General features: G+C 63.9%; 18 protein-coding genes. 13 read left to right on the forward strand and 5 right to left on the reverse strand.

Going from position 1 to position 26145, the window contains the following annotated elements; genetic code table 11:
- Positions 1–2: 2 nt before the first annotated feature.
- Entirely contained in the window at positions 3–1256 is a 1254-nt protein-coding gene (locus DIR46_RS20680; protein WP_109346922.1) for a DUF2863 family protein, read from the reverse strand.
- Positions 1257–1679: 423 nt separating this feature from the next.
- Here DIR46_RS20680 and DIR46_RS20685 point away from each other — a divergent pair, with 423 nt between their 5' ends.
- The gene (locus DIR46_RS20685; protein WP_109346923.1) at positions 1680–2363 is read left to right on the forward strand and encodes a Fe2+-dependent dioxygenase; all 684 of its coding nucleotides are present in this window, start codon (positions 1680–1682) and stop codon (positions 2361–2363) included.
- A gap of 259 nt (positions 2364–2622) precedes the next feature.
- On the opposite strand, the gene acnA is transcribed toward DIR46_RS20685, so the two are convergent.
- The 4 genes from acnA to DIR46_RS20705 form a co-directional block, all read right to left on the reverse strand.
- Complete coding sequence (gene acnA, locus DIR46_RS20690; RefSeq protein WP_109346924.1) at positions 2623–5331, reverse strand: aconitate hydratase AcnA; 2709 nt, start codon at positions 5329–5331, stop codon at positions 2623–2625.
- A gap of 119 nt (positions 5332–5450) precedes the next feature.
- Complete coding sequence (locus DIR46_RS20695) at positions 5451–5996, reverse strand: hypothetical protein (RefSeq protein WP_109346925.1); 546 nt, start codon at positions 5994–5996, stop codon at positions 5451–5453.
- A 7-nt stretch (positions 5997–6003) separates the two neighbouring features.
- The gene (locus DIR46_RS20700; RefSeq protein WP_109346926.1) at positions 6004–7008 is read right to left on the reverse strand and encodes an HpcH/HpaI aldolase/citrate lyase family protein; all 1005 of its coding nucleotides are present in this window, start codon (positions 7006–7008) and stop codon (positions 6004–6006) included.
- 85 nt (positions 7009–7093) lie between these two features.
- Positions 7094–8083, reverse strand: a complete 990-nt coding sequence (locus tag DIR46_RS20705; protein ID WP_109346927.1) for a malate dehydrogenase — start codon at positions 8081–8083, stop codon at positions 7094–7096.
- 320 nt (positions 8084–8403) lie between these two features.
- Between DIR46_RS20705 and DIR46_RS20710 the strand changes: the two genes are divergently transcribed.
- From DIR46_RS20710 to DIR46_RS20765, 12 genes are all read left to right on the forward strand, one after another.
- Positions 8404–9168: a GntR family transcriptional regulator gene (locus DIR46_RS20710; protein WP_109346928.1), complete on the forward strand. Its 765-nt coding sequence runs from the start codon at positions 8404–8406 to the stop codon at positions 9166–9168.
- A gap of 270 nt (positions 9169–9438) precedes the next feature.
- Positions 9439–9864: a succinate dehydrogenase, cytochrome b556 subunit gene (gene sdhC / locus DIR46_RS20715; protein ID WP_162819583.1), complete on the forward strand. Its 426-nt coding sequence runs from the start codon at positions 9439–9441 to the stop codon at positions 9862–9864.
- A 3-nt stretch (positions 9865–9867) separates the two neighbouring features.
- The gene (gene sdhD / locus DIR46_RS20720) at positions 9868–10236 is read left to right on the forward strand and encodes a succinate dehydrogenase, hydrophobic membrane anchor protein (RefSeq protein ID WP_109346929.1); all 369 of its coding nucleotides are present in this window, start codon (positions 9868–9870) and stop codon (positions 10234–10236) included.
- A 2-nt stretch (positions 10237–10238) separates the two neighbouring features.
- Complete coding sequence (gene sdhA / locus DIR46_RS20725) at positions 10239–12017, forward strand: succinate dehydrogenase flavoprotein subunit (protein ID WP_109346930.1); 1779 nt, start codon at positions 10239–10241, stop codon at positions 12015–12017.
- Between the two features lie 51 nt (positions 12018–12068).
- A complete protein-coding gene (locus DIR46_RS20730; RefSeq protein ID WP_109346931.1) occupies positions 12069–12779 on the forward strand; it encodes a succinate dehydrogenase iron-sulfur subunit in 711 nt (236 codons plus the stop codon).
- 204 nt (positions 12780–12983) lie between these two features.
- Positions 12984–13262 carry an FAD assembly factor SdhE gene (locus tag DIR46_RS20735; protein ID WP_109346932.1) on the forward strand — a complete coding sequence of 93 codons (279 nt, stop codon included), beginning with the start codon at positions 12984–12986 and terminating at the stop codon, positions 13260–13262.
- A 96-nt stretch (positions 13263–13358) separates the two neighbouring features.
- Positions 13359–14660, forward strand: coding sequence for a citrate synthase (gene gltA / locus DIR46_RS20740; protein ID WP_109346933.1), 1302 nt, complete (start codon positions 13359–13361; stop codon positions 14658–14660).
- A 185-nt stretch (positions 14661–14845) separates the two neighbouring features.
- On the forward strand, positions 14846–15508 hold the full coding sequence (locus tag DIR46_RS20745) for a thiol:disulfide interchange protein DsbA/DsbL (protein WP_109346934.1): 663 nt from the start codon (positions 14846–14848) through the stop codon (positions 15506–15508).
- A gap of 369 nt (positions 15509–15877) precedes the next feature.
- A complete protein-coding gene (locus DIR46_RS20750) occupies positions 15878–16729 on the forward strand; it encodes a phage tail protein (protein ID WP_109346935.1) in 852 nt (283 codons plus the stop codon).
- A 157-nt stretch (positions 16730–16886) separates the two neighbouring features.
- Positions 16887–17783, forward strand: coding sequence for a tetratricopeptide repeat protein (locus tag DIR46_RS20755; RefSeq protein WP_229446339.1), 897 nt, complete (start codon positions 16887–16889; stop codon positions 17781–17783).
- Positions 17784–17819: 36 nt separating this feature from the next.
- Positions 17820–24161 (forward strand): YDG domain-containing protein, encoded by a 6342-nt coding sequence (locus tag DIR46_RS26760; protein ID WP_109346937.1) that lies wholly within the window; start codon positions 17820–17822, stop codon positions 24159–24161.
- 35 nt (positions 24162–24196) lie between these two features.
- Positions 24197–25864 carry a ShlB/FhaC/HecB family hemolysin secretion/activation protein gene (locus DIR46_RS20765; protein WP_229446340.1) on the forward strand — a complete coding sequence of 556 codons (1668 nt, stop codon included), beginning with the start codon at positions 24197–24199 and terminating at the stop codon, positions 25862–25864.
- The last annotated feature ends 281 nt before the right edge of the window (positions 25865–26145 follow it).

The raw sequence follows: 26145 nt of genomic DNA on the forward strand, positions 1-26145 counted from the left end.
CATCAGTGGAAGTGCTCGGTGCCGGCCGGCGCGTCTTCCGGCATCTCGGCATGCACCAGCTCGCCGGTCGGATCGGCGAACAAAGGCGCGCCGCAGTCGTCGCAATACTCGGCCACGTAGCGCTCGTTGATGCGCTTGATGTGGGCGATGCCGGCGTCGTTGAGGTGGGCCGCGATCTCGTTGATCGGGGACAGCGGCGTGGCGCTGACCGCCAGCGGGCCTTCCATCGGCGTGCCGTTCTCGTCTTCCTGGCCATACAGCGGCCAGACGATGCCATACACCACGTCGGCGCTCTGGCGCATGGTGAACGAGACGCGGTATTCGTCGATCTGGATGTCCGGCGACTCTTCGCCGAAGCCGGCGATCACGGCGCGCAGGTCGGACGCTTCCACGCCCAGTGTATTGGTCAGGTAGTGCACGGCGGCGCGGATCGAGATCGGGCGGATCAGCTTGTCGGCTTCGCGGCAGGCCACGTAATAAGCTTTCGGCAGGAGCAGCTCGATGCCGCAGCCCGGCAGCAGGCGCGCGATATTCGCGGTGGCCTGAGCGCGCCACTGCTCGAGGCTGCGGTTGCGCTCGTCGGCGAAACGCAGATGATGCTGCGGCTCTTGCCAGCGGAACAGCGGCTCACCGGCTGGGGCCACGATCGCGATAAGGAGGTAGCGGGTATCGGCCAGGAAGGGCGCGGTCTCGTCCAGGTGCTGGGCAGGCTTGATGGTGCCGCCCTTGTGCGCGGCGGCCGCCAGCTTTTGCGTCAACGCCGCGGTTTCGGCGTGGGTGCGTGGGAGCTGATCGAGCGAATATAAGGTTGGAGCAATTGCCATCTTGGTGCCGTCGGCCAGCAGGTGGGCCGAGAAGTGGGCGCCCAGTGTCGACAGCAAGTCGTTCGGGATGGCGCCGGTGGCGATCGAGAAGCGGGTCCAGGCCAGGATCGGCGCCGCGACCAGCAGGGCCTGCCAGGTGACGTCGCCGCCTTCGGCCTGCTCGACCATGGTGGCCGACTCGCTGACCGCCTCGACGGTATCCATCAGCACGTCGTACGAGGCCAGGTCATCCTTGAACAGGGCGTTCAGCGAGGCGTCGATGCTGTCCTGGTGATTGGTCTTGAGCAGCTTTTGCAGGCACGTGTCGAGTTGGTGTTCCCACGCACGTTCTTCAGCGCGGCTGGCAGCTTGCATGAGGGCTTGCGAGAGGCTGACGAGGCGCTGGCTTTCTGCGGAAAGTTTTGGAGTTGAATCTTTGGAAGGACGACGCATGGCGCTGGTGGGTCTCTTGTCAGTGAATGTTTCGAAAGGCCGAGGGGTGATGATAAACCCATATCCCCGGTATTGTAGTTGATTCGGCCACAGGTCATGAACAATGGCTGTCGTGCAGGAACGATAAAGCCAGTCGATCGCCACGCAAGCAAACGCTTGCACAATACACGAACAGGGTACATAATGAGAATAATTCTCATTCAATCAAGTTTGGGAAGAGTGTTTGGCGTGTTCGAGCTGTATTTCCAGCTTGTATTTTTAGTTTGTGTTTCCAGCTTGTGTTGCAAGCAGTAGCCGTCCTTGACCGGGAAAGCACGGACGGATGTTTCTCACGGAGTACCACCCCCGCCGGGCAACCGGATTCTGCCCTCCTGGCCATGTCAGGAGGGATTTTTTTGTTGGCTCGATAAAACGAAGAACGACATGATGCTGCATATTCCCGGCGTGCTGACGCCGGACCAGGTAGCCCAACTCCGCGCCCGCATGGCGGGCGCGCCGGAATGGCTCGATGGCCGCGAGAGCGTCGGCCCGCAAGGCGCGAAGGTCAAGCGCAACCGCCAGTTGGGCGAGGGCACGCCACTGGCCGTCGAGCTGGGCCAGATCGTGAGCGCGGCCCTGATGGCTAATCCGATGTTCTTTTCCAGTGTGTTGCCGTTGCGGGTGCTGGCGCCTTACTTCAACGCCTACAGCGGCGGCGAACATTATGGATTGCACGTGGACGGCGCGATCCGTGCCCAGCGCGGCGGCGGGGCGCCGGTACGGGCCGACGTCTCGACCACCGTGTTCCTGAGCGAACCGGAAGAATACGAGGGCGGCGAACTCGAAGTGGTCGACCTGTACGGCACCCACGAGGTCAAGCTGGCGGCGGGCGATGCGATCGTGTATTCGTCGGGCAGCGTGCACCAGGTGCGGCCGGTGACGCGTGGCGAACGGGTGGCGTCCTTCCTTTGGACCCAGAGCATGGTGCGCGACGACGGCAAGCGCGGCATGCTGTTCGAACTCGATACGCAGATCCAGAAGCTGCGCGCGCAGCATGGGGAGTCGGAGGTCACGGTGGGGTTGACGGCGCATTATCACAATCTGCTGAGGATGTGGGCCGAGGTTTGAAGCAGTACGACGCTCGGTAACGTCACTTTTATCGGTACGCTTGCACGTCGTTCCCGCGCAGGCGGGAATCTGATTTTGCTTGCGCTGCCACTGCGCTGGAACTTGGATTCCCGCCTGCGCGGAAATGACGTACATGGGGTGGTGGTTCAACGCGGAGAATGTGGTGCGCAGCTGGTCAAACCAAAGAAAAGGGCTGGAACCCGTGAGGATTCCAGCCCTTTTGCCATCCAGGCAACCCGCTTGCGCGGGCCTTCCAGATTTAGGCAGCCAGCAGCTGACGCAGCACGAACGGCAGAATACCGCCATGCTTGTAGTAGTCGACTTCGATCGGGGTGTCGATACGCAGCAGCACTTTGACTTCCTGCGATTCGCCGTTTTCGCGGTGGATCACGAGGGTCGCCAGTTGTTGCGGCTTGATCTCGCCTTCCAGACCTTTCAGGTCGAAGGTTTCCTTGCCGGTGATGCCCAGCGATTCGACGCTGTCGTTGCCGATGAACTGCAGCGGCAGCACGCCCATGCCGACCAGGTTCGAGCGGTGGATGCGCTCGTACGAACGCACGACCACGGCCTTCACGCCCAGCAGCTGGGTGCCCTTGGCGGCCCAGTCGCGCGACGAGCCGGTGCCGTACTCTTCGCCGCCGAAGATCATGGTCGGGGTGCCCGCGGCCACGTACTTCATTGCAGCGTCATAGATCGACATCTGTTCGCCGGTCGGCTGGTGCAGGGTGATGCCGCCTTCGACTGCCGAACCGTCGGCCTTCGGTGGGATCATCTTGTTCTTGATACGCACGTTGGCGAAGGTGCCGCGCATCATGATCTCGTGGTTGCCGCGGCGCGAGCCGTAGGAGTTGAAGTCCGCTTTCAGGACGTCATGTTCCTTGAGCCACTTGCCTGCAGGACCGTCTTCCTTGATCGAACCGGCCGGGGAGATGTGGTCGGTGGTGATCGAGTCGCCGAACACGCCCAGTGCGCGGGCGCCGGTGATGCCGGTGGCGGCCGCTTTCGGGGTCATCTCGAAGTCGGCGAAGAATGGCGGTTCGGCGATGTAGGTCGACTCAGGCCAGTTGTAGACTTGACCTTCGGTCGACGACACGCGTTCCCACAGCGCGCCAGGGTTGCCCTTGACGTCGGCGTAGTTCTTCTTGAAGACCTCCGAGTTCATCGCGAAGCGCATCAGTTCGCCGATCTCTTGCGAGGTCGGCCAGATGTCGCCCAGGTAGACGTCGACGCCGTTGCTGTCCTTGCCCACCGGCTCGGTCATCAGGTCTTTCGTCATGTTGCCGGCGATCGCGTAGGCGACGACCAGCGGTGGCGAGGCCAGGAAGTTCGAGCGGATGTTCGGGTGGATCCGTGCTTCGAAGTTGCGGTTGCCCGACAGTACGGCGGCAGCGACGATGTCGTTCTGGGTGATCGTGGCGTTCAGTTCCGGGGTCAGGTCGCCGGCATTGCCGATGCAGGTGGTGCAGCCGTAGGCGGTCACGCCGAAGCCCAGCTTGTCCAGGTAAGGCAGGAGGCCAGCGGCGGTCAGGTACTCGGTGACCACGCGCGATCCTGGCGCCAGCGACGACTTGATGTGCGGCGCCACGGTCAGGCCGCGCTCGACGGCTTTCTTGGCCAGCAGGCCCGCGGCCAGCAGCACGCTCGGGTTCGAGGTGTTGGTGCACGAGGTGATGGCGGCGATCAGGATGTCGCCGTTCTTCACGCGCACGCCGTTGGTGGTCTCGTAGACCTTGTGCAGGTCGTCCGGGTTCTTGTTGAAGCCGTTCTGGGTGGTCGGCTTGCTGAACAGGTCGGCGAAGGTGTTCTTGACGTTGCCCAGTTCGATACGGTCTTGCGGACGCTTCGGACCGGCCAGCGATGGGGTCACGGTCGACAGGTCGAGTTCCACCACGCGGGTGTAGTCGATCTCGCCTTCCTGCGGGATGCCGAACATGCCCTGGGCCTTGTAGTAGCCTTCGAAGGCAGCCAGTTCTTCTTCGGTACGGCCGGTGCCGCGGAAGTAGTCGACGGTCGCTTCGTCCACCGGGAAGAAGCCCATGGTCGCGCCGTATTCAGGCGCCATATTGCCGATGGTCGCGCGGTCGGTGGTCGACAGCGAGCGGGTGCCTTCGCCGAAGAATTCAACGAACTTGCCCACGACTTTCTCTTTGCGCAGCAGCTCGGTGATGGTCAGCACCAGGTCGGTCGCGGTGCAGCCTTCGCGGAGTTTACCCTTCAGGTTGACGCCGATGACGTCCGGGGTCAGGAAGTAGACCGGCTGGCCCAGCATGCCGGCTTCGGCTTCGATGCCGCCCACGCCCCAGCCGACGACGCCGACGCCGTTGATCATGGTGGTGTGCGAGTCGGTGCCGACCAGGGTGTCAGGGTAGTACATGTCGCCCTGTTTCATGACGCCGCGCGCCAGGTATTCCAGGTTGACCTGGTGGACGATGCCGAAGCCCGGAGGGACGACGCCGAAGGTGTCGAAGGCCTGCATGCCCCACTTCATGAACTGGTAGCGCTCGTTGTTGCGCTGGAATTCCAGTTTCATGTTCAGGTCGAGCGCGTTAGGCTCGCGGAAGTGGTCGATGGTGACCGAGTGGTCGACCACCAGGTCGACCGGCACCAGCGGTTCGATCTTCTTCGCGTCCATGCCCATCTTGGCGGCGACGTTGCGCATCGCGGCCAGGTCGGCCAGCAGCGGCACGCCGGTGAAGTCCTGCAGCACGACGCGGGCCACGACGAACGGGATCTCGTCGGTACGCTCTGCGGTCGCGCCCCAGTTGGCGACTTGCTTGACGTGCTCTTCGGTGACCTTCTTGCCGTCGCAGTTACGCAGCACGGACTCGAGGACGATACGGATCGACACCGGCAGGCGCGACAGGTTCACACCGAGGTTTTCCGCCAGCGCCGGCAGCGAATGGAACTGGCCGCTCTGGCCTGCGCCGATCGGGAATTCCTTCAGTGTGTTCAGAGTGTTGCGAGACATAATCTCTCCTTCAGTGGGAATATTGTTATTTCAACAGCAGCGTTCACGGAAATAACGGACCAGATATAACTTCGGGCGACAGAACGGCGCGGAGTTCCGGGAAAATCCGCGCCGCATCCTCAAGTCTTGCTCGCCTCCGGTTCCGCGGTCGCCACGATCGCGGACTGTTCGGCGTTCTTGCATTCATTGGCCAGCTGGCGGTTGAGCTTCGAGTCGAGCAGGATGCCCTTGGACGGGATACCGATCCAGATCAGGCCATAGTGCGGATTCTCGAAGCGCAGCGCGCCGGTGGTGGTGCCGATGCGCGCCAGGCGGTGCAGGCGCTGTTTCCAGCGCAGCGCGATATGGCTGCCATCGGTCTCGTTGGTATAGATCGTGATTTTGTTGCCGAGTTCGCAAGCGTATTCGGTCACCTTGGTGTCGGTGATGTCCGGCTCGTTGACTTCGAGCGGATCGGCGGCTGCAGCCGCAGCGGCTGCAGCTGCCGCGGCCGCGGCAGCGGCTTGCGCCTTCTTCGACGGTTTCTTCTTGGCTTGCGCCTTCAGGACTTTTTCCGCTTTCGGATGCGTTTCCTTGGAGGCTGCCGCGCTTGCCGGCGCGCACACGACGGCAGCCGCGAGCGCGACGGCGCAGGCGGCGATCATTTTCGGGAGGAGGGTGGCCATGGTCGGTTTATTCGCTGTCGGGGAGGTTGACGATTGCGGCAGCGGCTTCCGGCAGCGCGAGGCCCGCCAGTTTGGCACGCTGCAACACCGACCAATAATATCGGTAGCTCGCACGGTCGTGCAAGCGGCCATGTTGGGCAATCGGTCCCCACTCCGCCGCCATCGCCTCCGTCAAGATATTCGTCGCTTCATTGACCTCGGAAAGGCGCGGCGTGAACGCCTTCAGGATCGGCTTGATCTGGTCCGGATGGATGCTCCACATCCGGGTGAAGCCGAATTCGGCGCCGGCGCGCTGGGCGTCGTTGGCGACCGTCGGGCTGTCCTTGATGTCGGTCGTGACGTTGTGCGCCGCCACCTTGCCGTGGGCGTGGCAGGCCGCCACCATCTCGAGCTTGGCGCGCACCACCAGCGGGTGGGTGAACTGGCCCGGGGTGCGCATCGCGCTGGCGGGGATGGCCCCATAGTGGCTCGACACAAAATCCATGATGCCGAACGACAGGCACTCGACCTGGGGCAGGGCGGCGATGTCGTAGGCTTCGCGCAGCGCGCCGTGGGTCTCGATCAATACGTGCACCGGCAGGTTGACCGGTCCGGCGCTCCGGCGGCCGGCGCTCTGGGCGTGCTGGTTGATCAGGTCGATGGCGCGCGTGACTTCGATCGCGCTTTCCACCTTGGGCAGCACCACATAGGCCAGGCGTTTGGCCGCGCCGCCGACGATCAATTCGACGTCCTTCGCAAAATGGGGGCTGGCCGGCTCGTGCAGGCGCGCGCCGATGCGGTCGAAATGGTTGTCGTCGCTATTGACGAGCTGCGCCACCAGGATGGCGTGCTCCAGTTCGCTGCCGGCGGTGGCGCCGTCTTCGCAGTCGAAAGTGATGTCGAACAGGGGGCCAAGCTCTTGTTGCAGGGCCATCGATTTGCGCATCAGCTTCTCGGAGCCGGCGTAGTGGTCGCAGGCGGGGAGAAGGAGCGGCTGGCGTTTGCCCTGGAATAAAACCTCGGAAGGGTGCATATCTCTCACAACATGAAACGGCCGTGCCAGTTGAATGACACGGCGCGGTTTGGCGCACGGCAAATGCCGCGCGCCAGGTTCAAACTTAGCCCAGCAGGTGAGCGACGCCCGCCTTCTCTTCTTCCAGCTCTTTCAGGGTCAGGTTGATGCGCTCTTGCGAGAACGCATCGATGTCCAGACCCTGGACGATGGTGTATTCGCCATTCTCGGTGGTCACCGGGAAGCCGAACATGGTGCCTTCAGGGATGCCGTAGGAACCATCCGAAGGGATACCCATGGTGGTCCACTTGCCGTTGGTGCCCAGCACCCAGTCGCGCACGTGGTCGATGGCGGCGTTGGCGGCCGAAGCAGCCGACGACAGGCCGCGCGCTTCGATGATGGCGGCGCCGCGCTTGCCGACGGTCGGCAGGAAGGTGTTGGCGTTCCATTCCTGGTCGTTGATCAGGTCCTTGATCGACTCGCCGCCGGCGGTGGCGAAGCGGTAGTCGGCGTACATGGTCGGCGAGTGGTTGCCCCACACGACCATCTTTTCGATGTCCTTGACGGCCTTGCCGGTCTTGGCGGCCACTTGCGACAGGGCGCGGTTGTGGTCCAGGCGCAGCATGGCGGTGAAGTTCTTGGCCGGCAGGCTCGGGGCCGATTTCATCGCGATGTAGGCGTTGGTGTTGGCCGGGTTGCCGACCACCAGCACCTTGACGTTGCGCGAAGCGACGGCGTCCAGCGCTTTACCTTGCACGGTGAAGATCTGGGCGTTGGCTTCCAGCAGGTCCTTGCGCTCCATGCCCGGGCCGCGTGGGCGGGCGCCGACCAGCAGGGCGACGTCGGCGTCCTTGAAGGCGGTCATCGGATCCGAGTGGGCGGTCATGCCCTCGAGCAGCGGGAATGCGCAGTCGTCGATTTCCATCATGACGCCCTTGAGCGCCTTCTGTGCCTTCTCGTTGTCGATCTCGAGCAGCTGAAGGATGACCGGCTGGTCCTTGCCCAGCATGTCGCCGTTGGCGATGCGGAACAGCAGGGAATAGCCGATCTGGCCGGCCGCGCCGGTGACGGCGACGCGCATTGGGGTTTTAGCCATGATGAATCTCCAAAGTGGGAATGAAAACGGTTTGCGCCGGTGCCGACGCCGAGCATACGCCTGTTTGGTTACAAGTTACTTTCACTGCGGTTGGGTGAAGCTGCAATGATACCAAAAGCGCACTTCAAGCCTTCAAGGTCAAAAGACGGGTGTCGCGCGCGTACAATGATGTCAAGAGTGGCGCCGACTCCCGGTCGGCCATGAGTGTATTCCTCTGCCGTTTGGTCTGTCAATTCAATATCATATGTCTTATATAAGACACATATCTGAAGACCTCTAATACTGGACGGTCATGCACTTTTGTGGTGAAATCGCGGTCTATGAATTCCGCCCCGTCCAATCCGGCCGTTGATCCTGCCAGCAGTGGCTCGCCGTCGTTCCGGCCCCTCTACCAGCAGATCAAGGCGCTGATCACCCAGAGCCTGCAGGCGGGTGAATGGAAACCTGGCGAACTCATGCCGAGCGAAGTCGAGCTGGCGGCCCGTTTCAAGGTCAGCCAGGGCACCGTGCGCAAGGCGATCGACGAACTGGCCGCCGAGAACCTCGTGCTGCGACGCCAGGGCAAGGGCACCTTCGTTGCCAGCCACGCCGAAGAGCGCGCCCATTTCCGCTTCCTGCGGCTGATGCCGGATGAAGGCGTCCCGCATCATCCCGAGAACCGCTTCCTCGAGGTCAAGCGCATTCGCGCGCCGGCCGAGGTCGCGCGCCTGCTCGACCTCAAGTCGGGCGACGCCGTGGTCTACATCAAGCGTGTGCAGTCGTTCGACGGCCAGCCGACCATCCTGGAAGAGCTGTGGCTGCCGGGGCAGCTGTTCAAGGGGCTGAGCGCGGAGCGGCTGCAGGAATATAAGGGGCCGATGTACGGCCTGTTCGAGACCGAGTTCGGCACGCGCATGATCCGCGCGACCGAAAAGATCCGCGCGGTGTCGGCCGATGCGACCACGGCCGAGCACCTGAAGGTGGCGCCCGGCACGCCGCTGCTGTTGGGCGAGCGGGTGTCGTTCACCTATGGCGACAAGGCCGTCGAGCTGCGCCGCGAGCTGTACTCGACCGCGAAACACCATTATTTGAACGAATTGTCGTAAGGAGCGTCAAGCGGGAAACAGCCGAGTCAATATTCTCTGTTTTCTGTCTTTTCGAATAGTTCGGAAAAGAGCCAAATGGGATAAAACTCCCCTCTGCGGCAATCGTGCGAATGCGATTAAAATATATTGGTTTTGGGTACGCGACGGACATGACCCGGTTCGCCGCTCGCTGTCCCGCTGGTTTGGTCCCACTTTCCCGGACCGGGCCGTGAAATCGGCAAGAATGCAGGGTTCATACAAAAATTTGTCATAAATGGGAGGTGTACCATCATGTCGGAAGCCGTGAGAGAAGCAAGCAAGAAAGGGCGGCCGGTGTATCGCAACGTCGGATTCGGCGATATCACGACGAAATATCGCATGCCGCCGTCGGCGATCGTGTCGATCCTGCACCGCGTCAGCGGCGCCGGAATGTTCCTGCTGCTGCCGTTCCTGCTGTATTTGTTCCAGCAGAGCCTGCTGTCGGAATCGACGTTCGGCTACTTCGCCGGCATCGTGTCGCACCCGCTGGTCAAGATCATCCTGCTGGGCCTGTCCTGGGCTTACCTGCACCACTTCACCGCCGGCATCCGCCACCTGTTCATGGACAATCACTTTGCCCTGGATAAGGACGCCGCCCAGAAGACCGCACGCTGGGTGCTGATCATCAGCCTGCTGCTGACCGCCCTGGTCGGCCTGAAACTGTTCGGAGTGTTTTAAATCATGGCAACCAAGAATAATATCGGACCACGCCGCATGGTCGTCGGCGCCCACTACGGCTTCCGCGACTGGCTGGCGCAGCGCGTCACCGCCATCGTCATGGCGATCTACACGGTCGTCCTGCTGGTCTCCTTCCTGACCGGCCAGAATTTCACCTATGAAGGCTGGGCCGGCCTGTTCGCCCAGCAATGGTTCAAGCTGTTCTCGCTGGTGACTTTCCTGGCGCTGTACTACCACGCCTGGGTCGGTATCCGTGACATCTGGATGGACTACGTCAAGAACGCAGGCCTGCGCCTGCTGCTCCAGCTCGCAACGATCTTCTGGCTGATCGCTTGCGCCGCCTGGACCGTGCAAATTCTGTGGAGTGTGTAATCGTGGCAGCAATCAAAACTGCAATCCCAACCCGTCGCTTTGACGCGGTCATCGTTGGCGCCGGCGGTTCCGGCATGCGCGCTTCGCTGCAACTGGCCGAAGCCGGTCTGAACGTCGCAGTCCTGTCGAAAGTCTTCCCGACCCGCTCGCACACCGTCGCGGCGCAGGGCGGCATCGGCGCCTCGCTGGGCAATATGAGCGAGGACGACTGGTACTGGCACATGTTCGACACCGTCAAGGGTGGCGACTACCTGGGCGACCAGGATGCGATCGAATTCATGTGCCGCGAAGCACCGAAGGTCGTCTATGAGCTGGAACACTTCGGCATGCCGTTCGACCGCAATCCCGACGGCACCATCTACCAGCGCCCATTCGGCGGCCACACCGCGAACTTCGGCGAAAAGCCGGTCCAGCGCGCCTGCGCCGCGGCCGACCGTACCGGCCACGCGCTGCTGCACACCCTGTACCAGCGTAACGTCCGCGCCCGCACCCACTTCTTCGTCGAGTGGATGGCCCTGGACATCATCCGCGACGCCGATGGCGACGTGGTCGGCGTGATGGCCCTGGAAATGGAAACCGGCGACGTGATGATCCTGGAAGCGAAGACCACCATCTTCGCCACCGGCGGCGCAGGCCGCATCTTCGCCGCATCGACCAACGCCTTCATCAACACCGGCGACGGCATGGGCATGGCGGCGCGCGCCGGCCTGCCACTGCAAGACATGGAGTTCTGGCAGTTCCACCCAACGGGTGTCTCGGGCGCCGGCGTCCTGATCACCGAAGGTGTGCGCGGCGAGGGCGGTATCCTGATCAACTCGAACGGCGAACGCTTCATGGAGCGCTATGCGCCGACCCTGAAGGACCTGGCGCCGCGCGACTTCGTGTCGCGTTCGATGGACCAGGAGATCAAGGAAGGCCGCGGCTGCGGTCCGAACAAGGACCACGTGCTGCTGGACCTGCGCCACATCGGCAAGGACACCATCGAGAAGCGCCTGCCGTCGATCCTGGAAATCGGCCACAAGTTCGCCAACGTCGACGCGACCAAGGAACCGATCCCGGTCGTCCCGACCATCCACTACCAGATGGGCGGCATCCCGACCAATATCCACGGTCAAGTGGTCGCGCCTGACGGTACCGGCGGCCAGAAGATCGTCAACGGCCTGTACGCGATCGGCGAATGCGCCTGCGTCTCGGTCCACGGCGCGAACCGCCTGGGCACGAACTCGCTGCTCGACCTGGTGGTGTTCGGCCGCGCGGCCGGCAACCACGTGGTGGCGTCGAACCTGAAGCAGAAGTCGAACAAGCCGCTCCCGAGCGACGCGGCCGACTTCGCGCTGGCGCGCCTGAACAAGCTCGAGACCTCGACCGGTGGCGAAAAGGTGCAGCACGTCGCCAACGACATCCGCGCCACGATGCAGAAATACTGCGGCGTGTTCCGTACCCAGGAACTGCTGGATGCGGGCGTCAAGGAAATCATGAAGCTCGACGAGCGTCGCAAGCACGTGTCGTTCCAGGACAAGTCGAAGGTGTTCAACACGGCCCGCGTGGAAGCGCTGGAACTCGACAACCTGATCGAGACCGCCAAGGCGACCATCGTGTCGGCAGCGGCCCGTCCGGAATCGCGCGGCGCCCATGCGCACAGCGACTACCCGAACCGCGACGACGAGAACTGGATGAAGCACACCCTGTGGTTCTCGGATAACAACCGCCTCGAGTACAAGCCCGTGGTGCAAAAACCGCTGACCGTCGACACCTTCAAGCCGAAGGCCCGTACTTTCTAATATTGACTGGGCCGGGGCATCGCGCCCCGGCCAGATACAACAGGTAATCAAATGGCACGCACCGTCCAACTGAAAATCTACCGCTACGATCCGGACAAGGATTCGAAGCCATACATGCAAGACGTGACCGTCGAGCTGAAAGACACCGACAAGATGCTGCTGGACGCACTGCAGCGCATCAAGTCGGACGTCGACGATTCGCTGGCCCTGCGCCGCTCCTGCCGTGAAGGCGTGTGCGGCTCGGACGCGATGAACATCAACGGCAAGAACGGCCTGGCCTGCACCACCAACCTGAACGAGCTGACCCAGCCGATCGTGCTGCGTCCTCTGCCGGGCCTGCCGGTGGTGCGCGACCTGATCGTCGACATGACCAACTTCTTCAAGCAGTACCACTCGGTCAAGCCGTACCTGATCAACGATTCGATCAAGCCCGAGAAAGAGCGCCTGCAGTCGCCGGAAGAGCGCGAAGAGCTCGACGGCCTGTACGAATGCATCCTGTGCGCCTGCTGCTCGACCTCGTGCCCGTCGTTCTGGTGGAACCCGGACAAGTTCGTCGGCCCGGCCGGCCTGCTGCAGGCCTACCGCTTCATCGCCGACTCGCGCGACGAAGCGACCAACGACCGCCTGGACAACCTGGAAGATCCTTACCGCCTGTTCCGCTGCCACTCGATCATGAACTGCACGGACGTGTGTCCGAAGGGCCTGAATCCGAACAAGGCGATCGGCAAGATCAAGGAATTGCTGGTTCGTCGCGCCATCTGATGGCCGCGTAACGCATGCAACGCCGTCGTGTGGCGTTGCATGCGGTTAGTCCGGTATGCAGACGTGCGTCGAGCTCGCACGCGTTCGACGCACGTGTGCATACCCCGTTCGGCATGTGAATATGCCGAAGCAATACAGTAAAAGTACCGTACTGCCGAATCGCGGCAGCCGGAGTATGATGTCGAACCAACAACGGACTCTAGTGTGAAACCTAGTGCAAACGCGCATCAATCCGATCCCGCCAACCGTGCCCGCCTGCGTTGGCGCGCACGCCGGGGATTGCTCGAGAACGATCTGATTCTCACGCGCTTCCTCGACGCGCACGAAGAAGAACTGACCGACGAAGAGATCGATGCGCTGACCCGTCTGCTCGATCTGGCGGACAACCCGTTGATGGACCTGCTGCTGGGACGCTCCGAGCCTTCCGGCGAAGTCGACCTGCCGCATGTGCGTGCCTTGCTGGCGCGGTTGCGGCAAGCGTAAGCGAAATTGGGCATCCGGTCTGTCTCGCGGGCTGGTCGCGGCGCCCTCCGGTTTCGTTTTATTTTGTAGAACCCACTCCCACAAGAAGGAAGTGCCATGAACATCTCTGATACCAAAGCCACCCTGTCGTTCTCGGACGGCAGCCCGTCGGTCGACATGCCAATCTACAAGGGCACCATCGGCCCGGACGTCATCGACATCCGCAAGCTGTACGGCCAGACCGGCAAGTTCACCTACGACCCTGGCTTCATGTCGACCGCCTCGTGCAACTCGAGCATCACCTACATCGACGGTGACAAGGGCGAGCTGCTGTACCGCGGCTATCCGATCGAGCAACTGGCCGTCAACTGCGACTTCCTGGAAACCTGCTACCTGCTGCTGAACGGCGAGCTGCCGAACGCCCAAGAAAAGGCGAAGTTCAGCGACACCGTGACCAAGCACACGATGATCCACGAGCAGATGAACTTCTTCTTCCGTGGTTTCCGCCGTGACGCGCACCCGATGTCGGTGCTGGTCGGCACCGTCGGCGCGCTGGCCTCGTTCTACCACGACTCGCTGGACATCAACGATGCCAAGCAGCGCGAGATCTCGGCGATCCGCCTGATCGCCAAGCTGCCGACGCTGGCCGCGATGGCCTACAAATACTCGATCGGCCAGCCGTTCATGTACCCGCGCAACGACCTGTCGTACAGCGCCAACTTCATGTACATGATGTTCGGTAACCCGTGCGAAGAATACAAGGTCAACGACGTGCTGGTGCGCGCCCTGGACCGCATCCTGATCCTGCACGCGGACCACGAGCAGAACGCATCGACCTCGACCGTCCGCCTGGCCGGTTCGTCGGGCGCCAACCCGTTCGCCTGTATCGCAGCCGGCATCGCCTGCCTGTGGGGCCCTGCCCACGGCGGCGCCAACGAAGCGGCGCTGAACATGCTGAAGGAAATCGGTTCGGTCGAGAACATCCCTGCCTTCATCGAGAAGGTCAAGGACAAGAACTCGGGCGTGAAGCTGATGGGCTTCGGTCACCGCGTGTACAAGAACTTCGACCCACGCGCCAAGCTGATGCGCGAAACCTGCCACGAAGTGCTGAACGAACTGGGCCTGCAGGACGACCCGCTGTTCAAGCTGGCGATGGAACTGGAAAAGATCGCCCTGAACGACGAATACTTCGTGTCGCGCAAGCTGTACCCGAACGTCGACTTCTACTCGGGCATCGTGCAATCGGCCCTGGGCATCCCGACCTCGATGTTCACCGGTATCTTCGCGATGGCCCGCACCATCGGCTGGATCGCCCAGTGGAACGAAATGATCGCCGATCCGGAACAGAAGATCGGCCGTCCACGTCAGCTGTTCATCGGTTCGCCGGTGCGCGACGTGCCGGCGATCGACAAGCGCTGATCACAGCGCGGCGTTGTCAAGAAGCGGGCTTCGGCCCGCTTTTTTTTCGTCTAACTAGCGCGATCATAACAAGCGGATCCGACCTGACCCCCGATTTGCGGTTTGCGCGACCCGTATAAACCGGCAGCCGCAGCATGAAAAAGTATTAATCTCGCCTTCGTCCACTTATTTGCCGAAGGAAAGATATGCGTCTTGTGCGTTTTTCCCTGATCGCGGCCGCCCTGGCTGCGGGTGTCGTTAACGCGTCGCCCACCGACCCACGCACCGGCGCCGAATTCACGACCCTGGCAGCGCCGCAGGCGACCCAGGCGAGCGGCAAGAAGGTCGAGGTGATCGAGTTCTTCGCCTATCACTGCGGCGCCTGCAACGCGTTCGAGCCAACCCTCGTCAACTGGACGAAGAAGCAGGGCGACAATATCGTCATGCGCCGCATTCCGCTACCGTTCCAGGGTCCGCTCGACCCGGAAGCGCGTCTGTTCCTGACCTTGGAAGCGATGGGCAAGCCCGACGCATACCACCATCGCGTGTTCCGCGCCGTGCACGTCGAGCGCAAGCGGCTGATGAAGGAAGACGACATCATCGCCTGGGCTGTGGCCAATGGCCTGGACAAGGCGAAATTCATGGAAGCGTGGAACTCGTTCGGCGTGCAGACCAGGCTCAAGCGCCTGTCCCAGATCGCCGACGCCTACAAGGTGAGCGGCACGCCGACCGTGGTCATTGACGGCAAATATGTCGTGTCGCCTGATGCAATACGGCAAGCCAACAAGATCCAGGATATGGGCCAGCTGATGACGGCGACCGGCCAGGTGCTCGACGCACTCGTGGCCAGGGTGGCCGCTCGAAAATAAGCACGGGTGTATCGGCTTTGCCGTTTGACGGCTTGTCGGTGCCTGTTTTGGGATGATGTCTTCCGGGGAGTGGCATTGTTAGAAGCCATGGAGTCAATCCCCGGATTACATGCAGCTGTGTAGAGCCTGCGCACCATGTTTTTTTATAAACTGCGCCCTCGCGGAGATTTGCATTTTTGCCGGTTCTGGCGCAAAAATACGACAGTTTATTTGATTTATTGCAAATATTTTAGTTGCCATTCTTTGTTTCTCTCGCCCAATCTTTTCATGAGCAGTATCCTTTTCCTGCCTGGAAACAAGTCGAGTATATGCTCGCGACGTCCTGGGCTATATCGGGTTCAAAAAATCTACAAGGGATAACAACGACAAATGAAGAAACTGTCCAAACCGATCGCCGCAATGCTTGCACTGAGCAGCGGCTTGGGCCTGGCGTCCTGGACGCCCGCCGCCCACGCCTGCTCATACGAGCCCGTCATGGCCAGCATGTGCCTCATGGCCTTCCCGCCGGGCGTACGTTTCCAGACGTTCAACCAATCGTTCATGCTGGCGCAGGGCCAGACCATGAACGTCAGCCAGTACACCGCGCTGTATTCGCTGATCGGCGTCACCTACGGCGGTAATGGCAGCACCACCTTCCAGCTGCCCGACTTGCGCGGCAAGGTCGTCGTTGGCTACAACCCGGCCAATCCACTGTTCAATACCGGCGTCAGCGGCGGCTCGGCCACGATCAAGCTGTCCGTGGCCCAACTTCCGCCCCACGCCATGCTGGTGAACTTGCAGGTGCCGATGACCGGCGTGACGGCCACCACCACGCTGAGCAGTCTGGCGGCGACCGCCGACCTGTCGGGCGTGACGATCTCTGGAGAGCCGAGCGGTCTCACCATCAAGGCATCCTCTTCGTCGACAGGCAATGTGGTTCTGCCAACGAACAATTACCTCAGCCGGCCCGCGCTCGCAAACGCCGCCATCTACAATTCCGCGACGCCTGACGTCACCCTCAACTCTGGTTCAATCGGCGGCACGCTTTCCCTGACCGTCGGCAAGGGCGTCACGGCGCCGGTCACGGTCAGCGGCAATGCCGCCACAACCTTGACGGGCAATGCGACCGTCAGCGGCGCAACGAGCATCATCGGTACCGGGGCCGACATTCCCGTCATGCCGCCGTATATCGCGATGCCGTATTACATCGCTGTCACCGGTCTCTACCCAAGCAGCGATTAAGCAGACCTCGCATCGCAAGGATCTCCGCAGCAGTTCGGGCGCGAAATCCTCGCGATGTCGTTTGACTATCTAAGGAAAATATACTGTGCGAATTATCGTGTTGACCATATCTCTGTTGCTAGCAGCACAGGTGCACGGACAGGGTTTGCAACAGGATGTGAGCAAGCAACTGCAGGCGGGCCAGCGCGCGCTGGCCGCTGGCGATTACGCGACCGCGCACCGTGAATACGCGCGCTACGCGTCCGACAACCCATTGGCGCAGTTCACGCTGGGCCTGTTCGAGCGTGAAGGCTGGGGACGTCCCGCCGATCCCGCTGCCGCCTGCCGCTGGTTCGACAAGGCTGCCCATGCCAATGTTCCGGCCGCCCAGCAGTTCCTGGGAGATTGCCTGGCGCAGGGCGTCGGACGACCGGTCGACGGCGCAGCCGCGGTCAAGTGGTACCTCAGCGCAGCGGACAAGGGCGTGGCCATCGCTTTGTGCAATGCCGGAGAACTCTATATTTCTGGGAAGATCGTCGGGAGGGACGTCCCCAAGGGCCTGACCCTGTGCGCCAGGGCGGCGCAGGCGGATTCGTCGCCCGCGATGGTGCTGTTGGCGAACTATTATCGTGAAGGCACGCAGGTCCCGCAAAACCTGGCGCTGGCGCGCTACTGGTACGACCAGGCAGCCCAGCGGCATGACCGCGAAGCGCAGTTTCGCCTTGGCCTGATGCTCAGCGAGGGCGAGGGTGGGCCGGCCGATATCGCGCAGGCGCTGTTCTGGCTCGAACATGCGGCCGCGGAAGGCTACGCCCCTGCCTACCTGCCGACCGCCATCCTGTACGCAAACGCCCCGGTGGACGCGCAGACCGGCGCGCTCGCAGCCCAGGATCTCGCCAAGATCTATATGTGGAACAGCGCAGCCAGGGCCCGCACTACCAACCCAGCGCAACTGGCCGAAATCGCGCGTATCGAAACGCTGTTGGATGCAGTCATGCCGGCGCAATGGAAGAACGATCTGGACCGCAAGGTAGCCGATCACCTCGCCAAATATCCCGTTATCACCCCGATCTGACCGGCTTCGCCGTCATCGCTCTCGAAGGAAAACACCATGCATCGCCACGCCTCGCTCAACAGGATCTATCGTCTGGTCTGGAGCCACGTCCATCGGACCTGGGTGGTCGTCTCCGAAACCTCGCGCGGACGCGGCAAACGCGCAAGCCGCAAGCTGCTGCTGGCGACAGCGGCGCTGGCGACGGCGGGCCTTGCCCTTGCCGGGCCGACAGGTGGGCAGGTCACGGCGGGCAATGGCAATATCGCGCAGTCGGGCGGCACTACGACCGTGAACCAGAACAGCCAGAACCTGTCGCTGACGTGGCATAGCTTCGACACGAGCTCCGCCGAGTCCGTCAATTTCGTGCAGCCGTCGAGCAGCGCGATCGCAGTCAACCGCATCCTGGACAGCAACGGCACCCAGTTCATGGGCAAGCTCAATGCCAATGGCCAAGTGTTCGTGATCAATCCGAACGGCGTGCTGTTCGGCGCTGGCGCGCAAGTCAACGTCGGCGGCTTGGTAGCCTCGACCCTCGACATCGATGACCGCGACCTCGACGGCGCGGCGCGCCGTTTCAGCGGCGCCGGCGTGGGCAGCATCGTCAACCACGGCAGCATCGTGGCGGCCGAAGGCGGCTACGTCGCTTTCATCGGCAACAAGGTCGGTAACCAGGGCGACATCAGGGCCGCTGGCGGCGCGGTGGCGCTGGGCGCCGGCAGCGACGTCACCTTGTCCTTCGCAGGCAACAGCCTGGTCAACATGCAGGTCAACCAGAGCACACTCGACAACCTGGCCGAAAATGGCGGGCTGTTGCGCGCCGATGGCGGCGCAGTGCTTCTGTCGGCCGGCGCGCGCGACGCCGTGCTGGCCAGCGTCGTCAACAATACCGGCGTGATCGAGGCGCGCGGCGTGCGCAACGTCGGCGGCACCATCGTGCTCGAGGGCGGCGCGCATGGCAGCGTGAGCAATGCTGGTACGCTCGACGCGTCCGGCCGTGAGGGCGGTGCGCAGGCCGGCGCCGTGAGGGTGCTTGGCGAGCAGGTAGCGCTCGAAGCAAGCAGCCGGATCGACGTGTCGGGCAGCGCTGGCGGCGGGACGGCCTATGTGGGCGGCAATTTCCTTGGAGTGGGTCCGGAGCGCAATGCGCAAAACACGAGCGTTGCCGCCGGCAGCACCATCGTGGCCGATGCCATCGATTCAGGCGATGGCGGCAAGGTCGCCGTGTGGTCCGATGGCGTGACGCAATTCCACGGATCCATCAGCGCACGTGGCGGCGCGCAGCGCGGCAATGGCGGCGAGGTCGAGACTTCCGGCGCGAAGCTGAAGGTTGGCACGACGGGGTCGGTGACCACCAGCGCGCGCAATGGACGCAGCGGCAACTGGCTGCTCGATCCGAACGACATCACCATCGGCTCGGTTACCCTGTTCGGAGCGGACAAGGTCGACGTCGATTCGGTGGCGTTAACCAATGCGCTGAATAATGGCGATGTCACGATCAAGACGACGAAGAATGGTGCTTGCAGTGGAGCGTCGTGCACAGGGGATATTACTGTGCTCGACACCATCGGTTTTGCATTTTTTTCACAACCAGGCCAAGGTGAAACGCCCGTGTTCTGGGATCGGCACGATCATACCCTGACACTGAGTGCGTATCGCGACATCGTGTTTGGATATATGCCAGGTGTCGAGGCAGCGGGCGGTGCTGTCGCTGGGGGAATCGAACTGTCCGCCAATCCGGATGGTGGCCGCGTGATTCTGCGGGCCGATAATGGTGCAACGGGCACGGGGCTGGTCAGGAGGGTCGATCCGGGAATGAACTTTTTCAGTCTCGGTGAGCGGAGTCAGGTCAAGATCTACTATTCTCCGCAATCCTATAGTGCACCTGTCGACTACAGCGAATATCTTGTTTTCGGCAACCTAAGCCAGTTGACATCTTACATGGCAGTCAACATCGCCGCCACGATTGCCGGCAAGACCTATGACGGGGGCACCAGTGCCGATCTGACGGGCTTGACTCCGCGGGACGCGCTCCCTTCCGGCCTCGGCTTGTCAGTCGGCAGCCAGCGTGCCACCTTCGTGGACAAGAATGCAGGCGCCGACAAGGCCGTGATCATCGACGGCGTCAACTTCGCCGGCGGCGGTACCGAGATCACGCATAACGGCAATAATTACTATATCAACGGACTCGACAGCCAGACGGCCACCATCGCCAAGCGCAACGTGCAGCTGACCGATATCTCCGCCAGCAACAAGACCTATGACGGCACTGCGAACGCTACCGTGACGGGCACCGCACGCCTGGTCGGCGCGATCGGCGGCGACACGGTCAACGTCGGCGGCAGCGGCGCCGGCAGCACGTTCGCGGACAAGAACGCCGGCGTCGGCAAGGCCGTCACCGTGCGCGGTTTCAACCTGACCGGCGGCGATGCAGGCAACTATGAACTGGTGATGCCCACCGGGCTGACCGCCACCATCGACAAGGCGCAGGTGAACGTCACCAACGTCACGGTCAACAACAAGACCTACGACGGCACCACGACCGCCTTCCTGTCCGGCACCCCGACCATTGCCCGCTTCGGCAGCGACAACGTCACCGTCAGCGGCGGCAGCGCCGCCTTCGCCGACCGCAACGCCGGCGCCGGCAAGACGGTCACGGTCACCGGGTACGTGCTCGGCGGCAGCGACTCCGGCAACTACACGCTGCTGCAGCCAACCGGCCTTACCGCCACCATCGACAAGGCCGGCCTGGCGCTGGCGGGCCTGAGCGTGGCCGACAAGGTGTACGACGGCACCCGCGCGGCCACCCTGAGCGGTACCGCCAGCGTGACCGCCCTCGGCAGCGACCAGGTGAGCGTGAGCGGCAGCGGCACGGCGCTGTTCGCCGACAAGAACGCCGGCGCCGGGAAGACGGTGGCGGTGAGTGGCTACACGCTGTCCGGCGACGACGCGGGCAACTACACGATCCTGCCGTCGGGCGGCCTGAGCGCCACCATCGGCAAGGCCGACCTGTTCCTGGAAGGCTTGACGGCGCATGCCAAGACCTATGACGGTGGCGTAGGGGCAACGCTCAGCGGCGTCCCCACGGTCAGGCCCCTCGGCAGCGATGTGGTGACGCTCGGCGGCAGCGGCGGCGGCGTCTTCGCCGACAGGAACGCCGGCAGCGGCAAGGCAGTCACGGTCTCGGGCTACGTGCTTGGCGGCACCGACGGCGGCAACTACAACCTGCGTAGCCAGATCGGCCTGAATGCCGATATCCTGCGCGCCAGCGTGGCTGTCCAGGGCATGAGCGCCAGCAACAAGACCTATGACGGCGGCACCGCGGCCATGCTGACCGGATCCGCCTATGTAACGGGCCTGGGCGGCGATCAGCTGATCGTCGGCGGCAGCGGCGTGGCGAGCTTCGTCGACAAGAACGCGGGCGCCGGCAAGGCGGTCCTGGTCAGCGGCTTTACGCTGGGCGGCGCCGACTCGGGCAACTACGAGCTCGTGCAACCCAGCGGACTGACCGCCAATATCGCCCGGGCGGGCCTGGCGCTGGAAGGCTTGACCGTTGCCGACAAAGTGTATGACGGCACCACGGCCGCCACACTGAGCGGCAACGTCAGCGTGCGCGGCATCGGCGCCGACCAGGTCAGCGTGAGCGGGAGCGGCACGGCGTCCTTCGTCGACAAGCGCGCCGGCGCTGGCAAGGCCGTGACGGTCGCCGGCTTCACGCTGTCGGGCGACGACGCGGGCAATTACATGATTCTTCCGTCAGGCGGCCTGAGCGCCACCATCGGCAAGGCCGACCTGGTCGTGCGCGGCTTGACGGCGCTGAACAAGACCTATGATGGCGGCACGCTGGCCTCGTTGTCCGGCACCGCCAGCGTGACCGCGCTGAACAGCGATGTGGTCGCGGTCGGCGGCGCCGGCAGCGGCGTGTTCGCGGACAAGAACGTGGGCAGCGGCAAGGCCGTGGCTGTCTCCGGCTACCACCTGACCGGCGCCGACGCCGGCAACTACAACCTGGTGTTCCCGTCGGACCTGAGCGCCAGCATCACCAAGGCCACCGTGAACGTCACCGGTGTGACCGCGATCAACAAGACCTATGACGGCAACACCGTCGCCACGCTGTCCGGCAACGCCACGGTGGCTACCTTTGGCGCCGATCAGGTCACGGTTGGCGGCGCCGCCAGCGCGACCTTCGCCGACAGGAATGCCGGCGCCGGAAAGGCCGTCACCGTGAGCGGCTATGTGCTCAACGGCGACGACGCCGGCAACTACGACCTGGTGCAGCCGAGCGGCCTCGCCGCCGACATCGGCAAGGCCGGCCTGGCGCTGGCAGGCCTGAACGTCGCCGACAAGGTGTACGACGGCACCACAGCCGCGACCCTCACCGGCAACGCCAGCGTGCAGGGTTTCGGCGCCGACCAGGTGAGCCTGAGCGGCAGCGGCACGGCGACTTTCGCCGACAAGCGCGCCGGCATCAACAAGGCGGTGGTGGTCGGCGGCTATACGCTCACGGGCGATGACGCGGGCAACTACATGATCCTGCCGTCGGGCGGCCTGACCGCCTCCATCAGCAGGGCCAACCTGATCCTGACCGGCCTGACGGCGTTGGACAAGACCTATGACGGCGGCACGACGGCAGGCCTGACCGGCATAGTCAGCGTCGCCCCGCTCGGTAACGACGTCGTCTCGGTGAGCGGCGCCGGCGTCGGCGCCTTCGTCGACAAGAACGTCGGTAGCGCAAAATCGGTCACGGTGTCGGGTTATGCCCTCGCCGGCGCCGACGCCGCCAACTACCAGCTGGTGATGCCGGGCGACTTGACCGCCAGCATCGGCAAGGCCAGCGTGAGCGTGACCGGCGTGAGTGCGGTGGACAAGACCTATGACGGCAGCACGGCCGCCATGCTGTCCGGCGCCGCAGCGGTCACCGGCCTGGGAGGCGACCGGATCTCGGTGGGCGGCGCTGGCACGGGCGTCTTCGCCGACCGCAACGCCGGAGCCGGCAAGGCGGTCACGGTCAGCGGCTATACGCTCGGTGGCGAGGATGCCGGCAACTACAATCTGGTGCAGCCGAGCGGCCTCGCCGCCTCGATCGGCAAGGCCGGCCTGGCGCTGGAAGGACTGAGCGTGGCCGACAAGGTTTACGATGGCAATACCACCGCCACCCTGAGCGGCAGCGCCAGCGTGCGCGGCTTCGGCGCCGACCAGGTCAGCGTGAGCGGCAGTGGCGCCGCCGTCTTCGCCGACAAGCATGCCGGCGTCGGCAAGGCGGTCGCGGTCAGCGGCTTCACGTTGTCGGGCGCCGATGCCGGTAACTACACGATCCTGCCGTCCGGCGGCTTGAGCGCTACCATCGGCAAGGCCGACCTGGTTCTGTCCGGCCTGACCGCGGGCAGCCGCAGCTATGACGGCACCACTGCGGCGGCGCTGTCCGGCACCGCCAGCGTCAGCCCGATCGGCGCCGACTCGGTGACCGTCGGCGGCGTCGGCCTCGGCTCTTTCGCCGACAAGAACGTCGGCAGCGCCAAGGCGGTGACCGTATCCGGCTATACGCTGTCGGGCCTCGACGCCGGCAACTATCGCCTCGTCGGCCCCGCCGGCCTGAGCGCCGACATCACCAAGGCCAGTATCAAGGTTTCGGGAATCGTTGCTCGCGATAAGGTGTTCGACGGCACGACCGCCGCCACCGTCGACACCACGGGCGTGGTCTTCGAGGGACTGTTCGGCGCGGATCGACTCACGGTCGCCTCGCTTGGCGCTTTCGACGATGCCGCCGTGGGCGCCGGCAAGACCGTTACGCTGACCAATACCTATGGTGGCGCCGACATCGGTAACTACGAGATCGTCACCGACCAGGCGACGACGCTGGCGAGCATCACCGCGGCTCCAGTGATCCCGGAGCCCCCGGTGCAGCCCGAGCCACCGGTGCAGCCGCCGGTGCAGCCGCCGGTGCAGCCCGAGCCGCCAGTGCAGCCCGAGCCGCCAGTGCAACCTCCGGTACAGCCCGAGCCGCCAGTGCAACCTCCGGTACAGCCCGAGCCGCCAGTGCAACCGCCGGTACAGCCCGAGCCGCCGGTGCAACCTCCGGTACAGCCCGAGCCGCCGGTGCAGCCGGAGCCGCCTGTCACGCCGGGAGCGCAGGCGCCGGAAGAGGTGCGCAGCATCCTGGCGCAGGTGCAGTCAATGGTCTTGCCGCCCCAAGCGGGTGCTCGTCCAGGTGCGCTCGGCCTGTCGTCCACGCTGCAGGTCTCGTCGGGTGAAGGCGAACCGGCGTCCGGAGGGCAAACGGACCAGGCTGCACCCGCTCCGTCGATCATTACGACGGTCGGGAACGGCGTCGGTGCGCCGCGTCTCCAGATCCAGAACGGCGGCATGCTGCTGCCGCCCCTGGCTTCCGTCACCACTGAATAAAGACACGCATGAATCCTGTATCCAAGCCACGTTTGATGTTGAAACCCCTCGTCGCCGCGCTGGCACTGGCGTCGCTGCAGGCCCAGGCGCAGGTGCAGCAGGGCGTGCCCAATTCGGGCACGATCCTGCAGCAGGTGCAACCGGCGCTGCCGCCGGCGCCGCCATCGAAGGCACCGACCCTGCAGGTCGCACCCCAGGCACAGGGCGGCTTGCCGGCATCGGCGCCGTTCCAGGTCGACGCCATCCGCATCGTCGGCAATACCGCGTTTTCTACCGAAACCCTGCATGCGCTCGTCGCCGAGGCCGAAGGCAAGAGTGTGACCTTGCCTCAGCTCGAAGCGCTGGCCGCGCGCATCACCGCGCATTATCAGCGCAACGGCTTCCCGCTGAGCCGGGCTGTGATCCCGGCGCAGACGATTGCCGGCGCCAGCGTGACGATCCAGGTGCTGGAGGCGCGCTATGGCGCGGTTCGCGTGAACAATAGCAGCCAGGTCGGCAATCCCTTGCTGGACGCGACCGCTGCGGGGTTGCAGGGCGGGCAGGGCATCGGCGAGCGCGGCCTTGACCGCACCCTGCTGCTGCTCTCGGACATCCCGGGCGTGGGCGTGAATGCGATCCTCAAGCCTGGAACCGACGTCGGCACGTCCGACCTCGATATCGTCACCAGCCATAATCCCGCCGCTTTCGCCAACCTGGCGCTGGACAATGCCGGTAACCGCTACATCGGCCGGGCGCGCCTGAGTGGCTCGGTCAACCTGTTCAATCCGCTGCACCGGGGCGACATCCTGAACGCGACCGTGGTCAGCACCGGCGAACGCATGAATTACGGTCGCCTCAGCTACGACACGCTCATCAACGGCGCAGGCACCCGCGCCGGCGCGGCCTACTCGGCGGTGCGCTACAAGCTGGGCGACCAGGTGCGCGCCCTGGACGCCAACGGCACGGCGGACGTCGCCAGCGCCTGGGTCAAGCATCCGTTGATCCGTGCCAGGCAGGCCAATCTGTACGTCCAGTTGCAGTACGACGACAAGCAGCTGCGCGACCGGGTCGACCTGACCGGTGTGCGCACCGATCGCGACCTGGCGAATTGGGTGCTAAGCCTGAACGGCGACATGCGCGACGGCTTGCTGGGCGGCGGCGTGAGCAGCTGGAGCCTGTCGTGGACCGCCGGCGACGTCGATTTCGAGGACGCGGCAGCGCGCGCCGCCGATGCGCGCTCTGCCGGCACCGAGGGCAGTTACGCGAAATGGAATGCCAACTTCTCCCGCATCCAGGCCCTGGGCCAGCGTAACGTGCTGTCCCTGAACCTGGCCGGCCAGTGGAGCGATGGCAACCTCGATTCGGCCGAGAAGCTGAGCATCGGTGGTCCGTACATGGTGCGCGCCTATGACGTCGGCGCATTGTCGGGCGACACCGGCTACTTCGCATCGATCGAGCTGCGGCACGATCTGGGCTTGTTCGCCGCAGGCCGCTGGCAGGCGACCGCCTTCGTCGAAAGCGCCCGCACCAGGATCAATCGCGATGCCTGGATCCGCGGCGAGAACCGCGCTACGCTCTCGGGCGCCGGCGTCGGCCTGGCCTGGGACGGTCCGGACCAGTGGCGCGCAAGCCTGTCGCTTGCCACGCCGATCGGCGGCGAGTCGCCATTGGTGGCGTCGCAAGCCTCGGCGCGCGCTTGGCTTGTCGCGAACAAGGCCTTCTGACACCGTCGCCGTGGCGGCGCCGCGCCCCTGAGCGCCGTCGCAGCGGTTGACGCAGCGGTTGACGCAGCGGCGGGGCGGGCTATACTGGACGACTCGCAGCCATAGCCCGTCATGAACCATTATTGCCAGTTACAGTCACACGCCGGCTTCCGCCTGATCCCAGGTGGCGACGGCGCGCATGCGCGCCATGCGCCTGCATCGGTGGCCCGCTTTCGTATCGGCCGACTCGCCCGGCTTTCCCTGGCTCGGTGAGGAAACGGCAGGCCAGCGCCTGCCTATCC

Origin of the sequence: Massilia oculi, assembly GCF_003143515.1 — a bacterium.
Taxonomy (GTDB): domain Bacteria; phylum Pseudomonadota; class Gammaproteobacteria; order Burkholderiales; family Burkholderiaceae_D; genus Telluria; species Telluria oculi.

Coding starts and splice junctions, on each gene's coding strand:
- DIR46_RS20680 (WP_109346922.1), bottom strand. CDS start 1,256: ATGCGTCGTCCTTCCAAAGATTCAACTCCAAAACTTTCCGCAGAAAGC.
- DIR46_RS20685 (WP_109346923.1), top strand. CDS start 1,680: ATGATGCTGCATATTCCCGGCGTGCTGACGCCGGACCAGGTAGCCCAA.
- acnA (WP_109346924.1), bottom strand. CDS start 5,331: ATGTCTCGCAACACTCTGAACACACTGAAGGAATTCCCGATCGGCGCA.
- DIR46_RS20695 (WP_109346925.1), bottom strand. CDS start 5,996: ATGGCCACCCTCCTCCCGAAAATGATCGCCGCCTGCGCCGTCGCGCTC.
- DIR46_RS20700 (WP_109346926.1), bottom strand. CDS start 7,008: ATGCACCCTTCCGAGGTTTTATTCCAGGGCAAACGCCAGCCGCTCCTT.
- DIR46_RS20705 (WP_109346927.1), bottom strand. CDS start 8,083: ATGGCTAAAACCCCAATGCGCGTCGCCGTCACCGGCGCGGCCGGCCAG.
- DIR46_RS20710 (WP_109346928.1), top strand. CDS start 8,404: ATGAATTCCGCCCCGTCCAATCCGGCCGTTGATCCTGCCAGCAGTGGC.
- sdhC (WP_162819583.1), top strand. CDS start 9,439: ATGTCGGAAGCCGTGAGAGAAGCAAGCAAGAAAGGGCGGCCGGTGTAT.
- sdhD (WP_109346929.1), top strand. CDS start 9,868: ATGGCAACCAAGAATAATATCGGACCACGCCGCATGGTCGTCGGCGCC.
- DIR46_RS20730 (WP_109346931.1), top strand. CDS start 12,069: ATGGCACGCACCGTCCAACTGAAAATCTACCGCTACGATCCGGACAAG.
- gltA (WP_109346933.1), top strand. CDS start 13,359: ATGAACATCTCTGATACCAAAGCCACCCTGTCGTTCTCGGACGGCAGC.
- DIR46_RS20745 (WP_109346934.1), top strand. CDS start 14,846: ATGCGTCTTGTGCGTTTTTCCCTGATCGCGGCCGCCCTGGCTGCGGGT.
- DIR46_RS20750 (WP_109346935.1), top strand. CDS start 15,878: ATGAAGAAACTGTCCAAACCGATCGCCGCAATGCTTGCACTGAGCAGC.
- DIR46_RS26760 (WP_109346937.1), top strand. CDS start 17,820: ATGCATCGCCACGCCTCGCTCAACAGGATCTATCGTCTGGTCTGGAGC.
- DIR46_RS20765 (WP_229446340.1), top strand. CDS start 24,197: ATGTTGAAACCCCTCGTCGCCGCGCTGGCACTGGCGTCGCTGCAGGCC.